A 10,780-nucleotide genomic window follows, 5' to 3' on the forward strand; every position below is an offset into this window, starting at 1 on the left:
ATCGTTAACAACAATAAATCTATTATTATAATAATGCTCATCTTCTATCATTTTAACCATAAACATATTCTCCTTTTAGCTCAAAATTTAATATAGCCGTTTTGTATAACTTTCTTCAAGCATACGAGTAACATCCTTGTTTCGAAATTGAGAATGAGCAGATAACATCTTTGAAGCAGAAGGCAGCATCTCTTTATTCATCCAAGAATTCGTGTCCCATAATTTTGAACGTTTGAAGACTTTGGCACAATGAATAAAACACTCCTCAACTTCAACACCTATGCCTATAAGTGGTTTTCGCTCCTTCACTTTCATTTTTTCAAGTAATTGTTCATCATGTATTAAAGTTGCCCTTCCATTCACCCTAAGCGTTTCTTCCATTCCAGGTATGATAAAAAGAAGACCTACTCTCGAGTTTAATAAAATATTTCGCATAGAATCTATCCTTCTATTTCCTGGTCTCTCATGTATAATTAAATGTTTTTCATCTAAAACAACAACAAACCCTGGGGCATCCCCTCTTGGAGAAACGTCACAAAAGCCCCCATCATCTGATGTGGAAATGACTAAAAATGGTGATTTTGAAATGAAGTCAGTACAATGCTCGTCTAAATACGGAATAACCTTTCTTTTTACTAACTCACTCGGAAAACCAATAATTGAACGCAACTCTTCTTCTGTTTCAACTATATTTTTAAATTTTTGATTTCATTTCAAATAGGTTGCCTCCCTCTTCAAACAATGAAATCAATCATTCATTAGTACCATTCGAAAATCAAATTTCATGTCCAGCTAGCATGAACGATTTTATTTAAGAAAGTACACGTTTAACAGTTCTTTAAATCTTTTTTTAAATAGTAATGTTTAAAATCTCTACCTACATTATCTATTGTCCCAAACACTTGATACCCATTCTTCTCATAAAAACCTAAAGCTTGAAAACTCAAAGTATCTAGCTTAATAAAATCACATTGTTTTTCTATCGCAATTGTCTCTATTTCTCGCAATAATTTTGTTCCATATCCCATTTTTCTAATCTCCTCATCTAAATAGAACATATATACTTCTAACCAATTCCAACATATTGCAGCAGTTATTCCGCCATGAACATTTCCATTCTCATCCTTGATAAACAAGCCAATATCTTCATATCTCCCTCCTAAATCTTTAGGAAAATGCATTAAATTAAACTTAAAAAGTCCATCATTAATATATTGTTTAGCGTTTTTATCTAGCTCTTTTGAGATTACTAAATTCATCATTAACACTCCTTTATATTTATCTGTAATTTTATTCTAAGTTAAGCTCTATTCTCATCACGGATGTATCTGAAAAAACATTAGAGTACTAGTAAGTCAACGACTATTATTTCAACCGATATCCTCACGAAATTATAGAATAAATACAAGTATCCGTAAGTTTCCTACCATCTGCCGATAAATCCTCTTGCCGTAATATCCCTTCTAACTTGAACATGAGCTTCTCTGGAATAGAACGACTTTTCATATTAGTTGATTCACACCTTATTTCAATTCTTTTGAACTTGATTTTGCTTATTCCGAAATGAACTAACTCTTTAATCGCTTCCGTCATATATCCATTGCCGCTGAACCTAGTATTTATCCAATATCCTATCTCACACTTAGGAATGTCCCAATTTATCCCATGAATACTTGTTGAGCCAATAAATTCATTTGTGTCTTTGAGAAAGATAAGAAAACGAAAACTTTCTCTTTTTAAAAACTTAATATGTGCTTCTCTTAAGTTTATTTCCGTTTCTTCAGCAGTAGGAATTTTTTGGGCAAATGGTAGCCATATTTTTAATTCATGAAAGGAATCTCGGATAGCCATATTCACAACTGTTCCATCTCCAGTTTGTTTTGGTGCCCGTAATATCAATCTACTCGTTTCCAATTGTAATGGAATATCTAACAATAATGGATTCATCTTATATACTCCTCTCTAATTTAATGGATGAATAGAAAAAATGGGAACAAAAAAACTCTCGCCAACAAGATAAACTATCTTGAGGACGAGAGTCATAGCTTCGTGGTACCACCTCAGTTTGTTGATCTGTTACCAGATCAACCTCTTATAGGTAACCAATTATTGAATTGATTATACCTCATCTCGTTAACGGGAGATTTCCGTCACAGTATCACTTGAGTTCACTTATCTACGTTCCATGTGCAGCTCCGAGTCTTTTTTCAATACGATAATACTACTCCCTTCCACCAAATAGGAGCTCTCTGAAAATATCATTCATACTTACTCTTCTCTTCATGGCTAATTTTCATTATAGAATTAAATAGATTTTATTGGAAGGAAATGGGTTTGTCAATACCATTAAACTTTATTTAGGGAGATTTAATTGCCAGGAAACCCCGAACCGATCATTTAGCCAGCCAAACCTTTTACTAAAGCCATAATCCCCTAATGGCATAAGCTCTTGACCACCTTTGTTGAGGTTATGATATAGAGTATCAAGTTCTTCTTCCGTATCACAGGTAACAAAAATTGAAAATGAAGGTGTAAAGGTAAACGGATGCTTTAGATTACTGTCAATGCACATAAATTCCTGCCCTTTTAAGGTGAAAGTTGCCTGCATCACTGTTCCTTCATCTCCCGCTTCATTTGCTCCATAGCGGACAATACTAGTGATCTCTGAATCCTTAATGAGAGAAGTATAGTAATTCATCGCTTCCTCTGCTTTGCCATCTTGAAACATCAAAAATGGTGTTACCTTTCCCACTATAAATCGACTCCTTTTATTTTCATTAAGTATCTCAAAATGTCTCCACCTACTTCTATAATGACTTCATTATTTTCTCGGGCTATTCCTACTTGTTTGTGTAGTGCTTAATAAGATGACTCAAGATTGTACTATCATAAGTAATTTTTATAATATCCTTATATTTACATTTTCGTATTTACACACACAATTAGAAAGATTACTATTATTAAAAGACCAAAAATGAAAAGGTGTAATATTATGAAAAATATCTATTTTTTCTTTCTCTTTTTACTATCCTTAGCAGTGTTATATTTTTCTAAAGATCCTAACTTTGCTGATTATGCTAGGTGGATAGGATTTGGAATTATGATAATGATTTGCATCTATATGTTTATTATGAATAAGAACTCAAAATTAAAAATAGTAATTATATGTTTATATCTTGTTTTTTTGACATCGGTCTTTTTTTATAGTTGATTTGTTTGAGTAGATGTACTAGTTATCATAATACAACTATACGTAATTAGAGAAAGATTCAGCTCCTTATGCATCAACTGTTTTGTATCTTTACTTTCAGTCTCAACTAAACTGAACTTCCCTTCATTTTTTGCCATTCATTCTCTAAAATACTCATTTCCAATAAACTCCAGTATTCATCACCATTTTTTCTTGAGTCTCTTAGCAATCCCTCTTTAATAAAACCTGCCTTTTCATAGCAAGCGATGGCAGAAAGATTAAAATCAAAAACTCCAAGGCTAACTCGATGTAAGTGTAAATCATCAAAAGCAATCGATAAAATTTCCTTAATCATTTGCTGGCCGATTCCTTTTCCTCTAACATGTTTATTACCAACTAAGACTTTTCCAATTCTTGCTGATCTATTTTTTCTATCTATCTTCCCTAAAGAGATATGACCAATAACTTTATGAGTCTCACACTCAATTACTTTATAAATGAATATTTCTGAATCCTTACGATTTGCATTTTCCATATACCGTTCTAACTGAGAGGTCGTTAACGGAAATTCAAATGCAGGTCCACCCCATTGAAGCAGAAATGAAGGGGAATCAATCCAGTCGATAAGCTGCTCAAAATCTGGACGGTCAAAATATTTTAACTCAATCATTTATACACTCCTTGCTGTAAACAGCTAATACTTATATGTAAAATAATAAGTGGCAACTAGCACTTTGCTAACACATATACGATTTCATCCTTTATTATATTCTGGTAAATTACAGAATTCCCTTGTGAAAAAGGGATAGCAATTTACTTTTTCGCGGAAACAAACTCACCTAATCCATATGACAAAAACTATTACCCCTCACTTTTAATTCTCACTAGTACCACTGCTCTAAAGCAGGAGTTTACTGAAAACAGCCTAGTAAAAAAACTAACAATCGTCCTTTAAGAAGACTTTGTTAGATTTTTTTGTTGCCTTTTAAAACATTACGTTATAAAAATCGCTCCATACCCCATTGCTCCTATAATGACAAGCGCAGGGTGTACCTTCAACCTTTCTAGTAGTAAAAAACTGATAACAATTAGAAAAAGTGTTTGCCAAATTCCAGTATCAATGTAGGCGGTAGAAAAAAAACTAAATGCCATGACCCCAAGTAAAACAGCAATTGTCGGCCTAATATAGGTTGTCATTCTTTTTACCTTTGGAGAATCTTTATACTTATATAAAAACCCTAATAATACGATCATTAAAATTAATGATGGGGCAACTGTCGCAAATATACCTATAAATCCTCCAAAAATCCCCCCTTGTTGATAACCAATATAACCGGCCATCTTTGTGGCGATTGGACCTGGAAGCGCATTTCCTAATGCAAGCACCTCGCTAAATTCGTTTACACTCATCCAACCGTAACGATCGACAACCTCATTTTCAATCAATGGAATGGAAGCTGGACCTCCTCCGTATCCAAGTATTCCCGGTATAAAAAAGGCAAGGAAGATTTCCCAATAAATCATGAAGCATTCCCCCTCTCTACAGCACGATCTGCCTCAGGCTTTTTATCTTTTTGAAAGATGGCTGCGAGTAAAAGACCACCAATTAAAATGGCTGGATGCAACCCTATAACCTCCATTAACAAAAAACTACCGACTAAAAATAAAATGGATTTTAGCCATCCCAAAGATTCTTTTGATTTCGCAAAAAACTCCCATGCTAAGGTCGCAAGCATAACTCCAACTACAGGAACGACCGCAGCTGTCATCCCCTGAACCCAAGGATAGTCTTTAACAGAAGAAATGGTCGTTAATAGAACAATCATTAAAATAATCGTAGGTAAAATGGTTGCCATGGTGGCATTAATAAGTCCTACAATCCCTGCCACTCTATAGCCAATATAACCAGCCATTTTTGTTGCGATTGGACCTGGCAGTGTGTTGCCTAACGCTAACACATCTGCAAATTCATCATCATTCATCCATTTATAATGATCCACAACTTCTTTATGTACAAGAGGTATTGACGATGGTCCACCACCATAGCCCAAAATTCCAACACGGAAAAACGCTAAAAACAATTGAAGTTGTTTCATATAATCTCCCTTTACAAATTATTTTTCTTGTTACATCCATTAGAAATTTACAAACGAAAACATGACTTATCTTCTATCTTCCCCAACATAGTATTAATTCTTTTTATTTCCCCTACGATAAACCTTATGATAAATAATTATATAATATGCTACCTTTCTATTCCTTTGTTAACACATATACAAAAAATACCTAACAAACGGAATCACATTCCACTTACCACTTATTATAGTGTAAATATTTAGTTTTTTCTATAAATTAAAATACTTTTCAAGAAAAAAGAGGTTAAACTCGGTCACCCCCTTTCCCAAATAAAGCTTAAATAAAAAGGGGGATAATGAGTATTAACCTCTACGAATAGCCATTCTATAATTTCAAACCGCTACGACTTTTAAAGCGTCTAAGCAAAATATGGCTCTCTACTCTTGTAATTCCTTCAAGTGCATATAACTCGTTATTAATGAACTTTTCTAACGCACTAAAGTCTTCAACGAGTACATGCATATGAAGTGTACTTGGACCAGTCATTTGATAACAGCTTGATACACAGGGATTATCCGCTAACTTTTCCGCTACCGCCACTAAGGAACTAGGCTCACAATCCACTTCAAAAAAGGCTGAAACATTCTTCCCCATTTTCTCAGAATTAATCACTACACTAAATTTTTCAATAACCTCATTTTTTATTAATTGATTTACACGTTCACGAACAGATACTCTAGATAAATCCAGCTCTTTACCTATATCAGAATAAGACATTCTTCCATTAACAGTTAGTAACTCAAGTATTCTCCTATCAATGTTATCGATCTTCATATTATACCCATCCTTTAGCATCATATAGTATGAGTATAATATTAACAGACATCTGATGAAAGCCTTTAAGGTGAAAGAAAGCAATCCTAAAATCAATCAACAAGCTTTAGAGCAGTTGCCTTATCTCCCAATAGCAGCACCGTCACTTCTCGGGTCAACACCGCCATGCAAAAAGCCTTGATCATCTATAACAATGGCATTTGCATGTCCCATAATCCCATCAAATTGTTCTACCCTTTTAACGAGATGACCAGCTGCCATTAATTGCTCAATAACCGCTAATGAAACGCGTCCTTCAATCTTGAGCTCTTGACTAGCTTCTCCCCAGGTTCTGCCCCAAACAAATCGGGGTTCACTAATTGCTTGTTGTGGATCCATGCCATAATCGATCATTCTTGTAATCATAATAGTTTGTGTTTGTGGCTGTCCCTCACCTCCTTGAGTACCATAGAGAATGCGCGGTCGTCCATCTTTAATCGCCATCGCAGGCATTAATGTATGGAAGGTTCTTTTTCTTGGTTCTAAACGATTGATATGTGAAGAATCAAGAGAAAAGAATGAACCCCTGTTCTGCATGATAATTCCAGTATCCCCCGCAACTACTCCAGAGCCGAATTCAAAGTAAAGACTTTGAATAAAGGATACGGCGTTACCTTCCTCATCTACAATTGCAGCATGAGCGGTATCACTTCCAATCGATTGAGTTTGAACATCGTTCACTCGCTCAAATTGAATACAGCTTGCCATTTCTTGTGCATAGGATTTACTTAGCAACTTATCTAATGGAATGGATTGAAAATCTGGATCAGTTAAATAGCGATTTCGATCTTGAAAACATCTTTTTAATGTTTCTACTAATAAATGATAATATTCAAATGAACCTTCTGAGATTGAACGTAAATCATAGTTTTCCAGAATATTAAGGGCCATTAGCCCTGTAAAGCCTTGAGAATTAGGGGGTACTTGGTACATTTGATAGCCTCGGTAAGTGGTTGTAATTGGATCAGTCCATCTTCCTTTATGGTCAACAAAATCTGCCTCATTGAGCAAACCGCCTTTTTCCTTTAAACGTTGGATGATTCGTTTCCCTAACTCGCCTTTATAAAAGCTATCTCTGCCATATTTAGCAATTTCCTTTAATGTATCGGCTAGATTTCCTTGAATAAATCTCTCATTTACCTTTGGCACCTTCCCATCCGGAAGAAAAATAGCTGCTGCATCATTATCTCTTTGTAGCATCTTAAAGTTTTTCACCGTATTCTCCTGCTGATCCTTTGAAAAAGGAAAGCCGGATTTTGCATACTCAATGGCAGGTTCAAGTACATCCTCTAATGATAAATTTCCATATTCCTTTAGGATTGCGTCCCAGCTATCAACCATTCCTGGTACGGTTATGACACTTTCAATCCCACGGGTCGGAATAGAGGTTTTCCCTTTGTATACATCACGTGTTACGCTAGAGCCTGATCTGCCGCTTCCATTATAAGCACGGATCATTTTATCCTTAGCATTATATGTCAGCCAAAAGGAATCACCTCCAAGTCCAGTCATATGTGGGTATACTACTGCAAGGCAAGCACTGACCCCTACAGCTGCATCAAAAGCATTTCCCCCTTTTTGAAGAATCGCATTTCCAGCCTGTGATGCAAGATAATGAGGACTTACGACCATTGTCTTGTTTGCTACAATCGCTTTATTCATCCTATTTTTCCCTCCCCAGCTACATTTCCTATCATGACAGTTGAAGAGGAATCAATCGTTGGTTTAATTCGCTTATCGGTAAAAATAAACAATATACCTCCGAAAATTAAAAGAACTCCTGATAAATAAAAGCCGAATTCAAGGCTGCCAGTTTGATCTGCAAAATACCCAGTAATATAAGGAGCAAAAATGGAAGACAACATACCGCTAAAGTTAAAAAATCCATAAACTCTCGAATACATAGATGAAGGAGTAATATCAGCCATATATGAAATTAAAACTGGATCAAGCGCTAATTTTCCAAGTAATCCATATAGGACTAAACCTACAAGAAGCAAGGAATAGTTTTCAATATAAGGAATGGCAAATTGACATAATGCCCCCGCAAGCGCCAATGAAATAATTAACGGCTTTTTGCTTTTTATTTTGTCGGATAATATCCCAAATAAGATGGCACCAGGAATTGAAGCCCACGGTACTAAAGATGCAATGATGCCAGTTTGTGCGGCATCGACACCTCGAGCGGTTTGTAAATAGTAAGGAAGCCACGTTAGCATTCCAAAAAATCCATATAAGGAACAAAAGATTAATAGATAAACAAGAAGGTGGTTTTTTGTAAATAATAGCTTCATATTGCCTTTTTCTTGGATTGCCTTCTCTTGCTTGTGCTTTTTATGGTGATTATCTTTTACAAATATTCCGATTAAAATCGCCACAATTATTGTCGGAACAGCAAATACATAAAAAGGAAATTGCCAGCCCTTATTTAAGGAATATGTAAAATAACTAGATGCAATAAATCCGAGTGAGATTCCAAACGCCATCCCGCTATTGATTAGAGCTGATACAAGTCCTCTGTATTTTTTAGGTGTTATGCTCGAGGAAATTCCATATTGGGAACCATAATACGTTCCTTCTCCTAAGCCAGTTAAAGCTCTCATTAATAAAAAAATACCAAAGCTTGCGGCTAACCCGCTCAAATAGGTTGCAACACCAAATAACACATACCCAGCAACTAACACCTTTACCCTTCCAAACTTATCAGCTAAAAACCCTGTAGGGATTTGCATAAGGGCATAAGCAGCAAAAAACACTGTTGACATTAATCCTAATTGAGCATTATCAAGTCCCCATTCTTCCCCGATGCTACCCATAACTGGAGAAAGGATATTACGGTCAGCATACATAAATACCCAACCTAAAAAAAATAGAAAAATAACAAAAGCTGGATGTGTCTTTTTCATTACAAATTCCTCCTTTTATTTTCTGAATGTTGTGATTATTATAACAACACTCTTACAAATAAAAGGGGTTCCTGTCATATATTCTCACATAGTTTTTAAACAATTCGAAACAAATCACTTCCTTTTAGTTTCGTTTCGAAGTATTTTGACTCCTTTTTATTCCCATAACGAAACTAAGCAATTTAATTACCTCAAATGCAGTATTTAAGGATATTAGATCGCCATGTACGACTATCTATCCTTCAGCTATATTTACCCGTTCCACTGAATCATTTGCGCAATAATTAAAAATACAATGGCAAGTACAAACCAGATGAGAAACAACGGCATGTAGAAGCGAACCCATTTTTGCCAAGGTACACCAGCGATAGCCAAAGTCGCCAAAAAGTATCCCGAGGTTGGGAACAGAATATTTCCAAGACCATCACCAAATTGATATGCTAAAACAGCTGTTTGCCTTGTTACACCAATTAGGTCTGAAAGCGGAGCTAAAATCGGCATCGTTACCAACGCTTGCCCACTGCCAGATGGAACTAGAAAGCTAAATAGCATTTGGACAAAGAACATTCCAATTGCACTAAATACAGCTGGAAATTCACCAACAAATGCCCCCAAGCTATTCACGACCGTATCCATCACTTGACCGTCCTCTAATACAACCGCAACTGCTCTGGCTACTCCAATGATAATGGCTCCGACCAACACCTCACGGAAGCCCTCATTAAATCCTTCACAAATGGCTGTTAGATTTAAACCAGAAATCATCCCAACGACAATTCCCATTAGAATAAACAATCCTGCCATCTCTAACATGAACCATCCTTTTGCTAATACTCCATAAACTAACAAAACAAAAAAACCAAAAAGTACAAGGAATGCAAGCTTTTGACGCATTGTTACAATAGGCTTATTTACTTTAGATTGATTTAAATAAATCATTCTCTTACTTTCATCCTCTTCATATACATAGCTAGACATTGGATTTCTTTTTACCCTTTGAGCATAACGGACAATATAAAACACTCCGACCAATACAAACACAATGAAAGCGACGAATCTCATCTCTATTCCCGAAAACACGGGAAGACCAGAAATCTTTTGCCCCAATCCCGTATTAATTGGATTCAGAAACCCCGTCATAAAACCTGCTGTAGTAGCAACTAAAGCTACCGCAGCTGCAACCATCGAATCATACCCCATAGCGATCATAATCGGTAAGATAACAGGAACATACACTAGACTTAATTCCTGTGTACCAATCAAGCTGCAGACAGTCGCAAATACAACCATTAACACTGGAATTAGCGTAATACTTCGAGTTGAAAACTTTCTCGTTAGTTTACTAACTCCTATTTCAATAAGCCCTGTATTACGAATTACCGCAAAGATACCGCCAATAATAAATGTAAAAAACACAACCTCGCCAGCAGCAACCAAGCCTCTTGGTATAGCTGTCATAAATTCTGTTAATCCAACAGGTGACCGTTCAACCAGTTGAAATGAACTAGGATCAATTGTTGTCCTCCCCTCAGGACCTGGAATTCTTTCATACACTCCAGCAGGAACGAAATAAGTAGCAATAGCTGCAAGAGTAATAAAGAAAAATAAAAGAACGTAAATATGTGGCAGTGTGAATCTCCTTTTAACTTTATATAATTCTGGTGAATTAACAGCCTCTTCTGCTTTCTCTAACCTCATTTTTATTCCTCCTTATCATTTTAGTAATATTTAATTA

Annotated in this window: 11 protein-coding genes and 1 other annotated feature; all 11 genes read right to left on the reverse strand. The window is 35.7% G+C overall.

What is annotated here, in order from left to right:
* Positions 1 to 87: 87 nt before the first annotated feature.
* The 11 genes from HU235_RS21810 to HU235_RS21860 all read right to left on the reverse strand — a co-directional run bounded on the left by HU235_RS21810 (position 88) and on the right by HU235_RS21860 (position 10,743).
* Positions 88 to 669: a pyridoxamine 5'-phosphate oxidase family protein gene (locus tag HU235_RS21810; protein WP_325100949.1), complete on the reverse strand. Its 582-nt coding sequence runs from the start codon at positions 667 to 669 to the stop codon at positions 88 to 90.
* A 158-nt stretch (positions 670 to 827) separates the two neighbouring features.
* Complete coding sequence (locus HU235_RS21815; protein WP_095300774.1) at positions 828 to 1,259, reverse strand: GNAT family N-acetyltransferase; 432 nt, start codon at positions 1,257 to 1,259, stop codon at positions 828 to 830.
* A 124-nt stretch (positions 1,260 to 1,383) separates the two neighbouring features.
* Positions 1,384 to 1,947 (reverse strand): GNAT family N-acetyltransferase, encoded by a 564-nt coding sequence (locus tag HU235_RS21820; RefSeq protein ID WP_174881575.1) that lies wholly within the window; start codon positions 1,945 to 1,947, stop codon positions 1,384 to 1,386.
* Between the two features lie 78 nt (positions 1,948 to 2,025).
* Positions 2,026 to 2,293, reverse strand: a binding site (T-box leader).
* 60 nt (positions 2,294 to 2,353) lie between these two features.
* Entirely contained in the window at positions 2,354 to 2,752 is a 399-nt protein-coding gene (locus HU235_RS21825) for a VOC family protein (RefSeq protein ID WP_095300772.1), read from the reverse strand.
* A 565-nt stretch (positions 2,753 to 3,317) separates the two neighbouring features.
* Positions 3,318 to 3,860 carry a GNAT family N-acetyltransferase gene (locus tag HU235_RS21830; RefSeq protein ID WP_174881576.1) on the reverse strand — a complete coding sequence of 181 codons (543 nt, stop codon included), beginning with the start codon at positions 3,858 to 3,860 and terminating at the stop codon, positions 3,318 to 3,320.
* 323 nt (positions 3,861 to 4,183) lie between these two features.
* Positions 4,184 to 4,714, reverse strand: a complete 531-nt coding sequence (locus HU235_RS21835; protein WP_095300769.1) for a chromate transporter — start codon at positions 4,712 to 4,714, stop codon at positions 4,184 to 4,186.
* Complete coding sequence (locus HU235_RS21840) at positions 4,711 to 5,286, reverse strand: chromate transporter (RefSeq protein WP_174881577.1); 576 nt, start codon at positions 5,284 to 5,286, stop codon at positions 4,711 to 4,713. The genes HU235_RS21835 and HU235_RS21840 overlap by 4 nt, the downstream gene beginning before the upstream one ends.
* A gap of 364 nt (positions 5,287 to 5,650) precedes the next feature.
* Positions 5,651 to 6,100 (reverse strand): Lrp/AsnC family transcriptional regulator, encoded by a 450-nt coding sequence (locus tag HU235_RS21845; RefSeq protein ID WP_095300767.1) that lies wholly within the window; start codon positions 6,098 to 6,100, stop codon positions 5,651 to 5,653.
* Between the two features lie 120 nt (positions 6,101 to 6,220).
* A complete protein-coding gene (gene ggt, locus HU235_RS21850; RefSeq protein WP_174881578.1) occupies positions 6,221 to 7,801 on the reverse strand; it encodes a gamma-glutamyltransferase in 1,581 nt (526 codons plus the stop codon).
* Positions 7,798 to 9,045 carry an MFS transporter gene (locus HU235_RS21855; RefSeq protein ID WP_095300765.1) on the reverse strand — a complete coding sequence of 416 codons (1,248 nt, stop codon included), beginning with the start codon at positions 9,043 to 9,045 and terminating at the stop codon, positions 7,798 to 7,800. The genes ggt and HU235_RS21855 overlap by 4 nt, the downstream gene beginning before the upstream one ends.
* A gap of 252 nt (positions 9,046 to 9,297) precedes the next feature.
* Positions 9,298 to 10,743, reverse strand: a complete 1,446-nt coding sequence (locus HU235_RS21860) for a YfcC family protein (RefSeq protein ID WP_095300764.1) — start codon at positions 10,741 to 10,743, stop codon at positions 9,298 to 9,300.
* Between the last annotated feature and the right edge of the window lie 37 nt (positions 10,744 to 10,780).

The sequence above is a fragment of the Metabacillus niabensis genome (assembly GCF_902829255.1).
Lineage (GTDB): Bacteria > Bacillota > Bacilli > Bacillales > Bacillaceae > Metabacillus > Metabacillus niabensis.

Coding starts and splice junctions, on each gene's coding strand:
- HU235_RS21860 (WP_095300764.1), bottom strand. CDS start 10,743: ATGAGGTTAGAGAAAGCAGAAGAGGCTGTTAATTCACCAGAATTATAT.
- HU235_RS21840 (WP_174881577.1), bottom strand. CDS start 5,286: ATGAAACAACTTCAATTGTTTTTAGCGTTTTTCCGTGTTGGAATTTTG.
- HU235_RS21815 (WP_095300774.1), bottom strand. CDS start 1,259: ATGAATTTAGTAATCTCAAAAGAGCTAGATAAAAACGCTAAACAATAT.
- HU235_RS21820 (WP_174881575.1), bottom strand. CDS start 1,947: ATGAATCCATTATTGTTAGATATTCCATTACAATTGGAAACGAGTAGA.
- ggt (WP_174881578.1), bottom strand. CDS start 7,801: ATGAATAAAGCGATTGTAGCAAACAAGACAATGGTCGTAAGTCCTCAT.
- HU235_RS21830 (WP_174881576.1), bottom strand. CDS start 3,860: ATGATTGAGTTAAAATATTTTGACCGTCCAGATTTTGAGCAGCTTATC.
- HU235_RS21855 (WP_095300765.1), bottom strand. CDS start 9,045: ATGAAAAAGACACATCCAGCTTTTGTTATTTTTCTATTTTTTTTAGGT.
- HU235_RS21845 (WP_095300767.1), bottom strand. CDS start 6,100: ATGAAGATCGATAACATTGATAGGAGAATACTTGAGTTACTAACTGTT.
- HU235_RS21835 (WP_095300769.1), bottom strand. CDS start 4,714: ATGATTTATTGGGAAATCTTCCTTGCCTTTTTTATACCGGGAATACTT.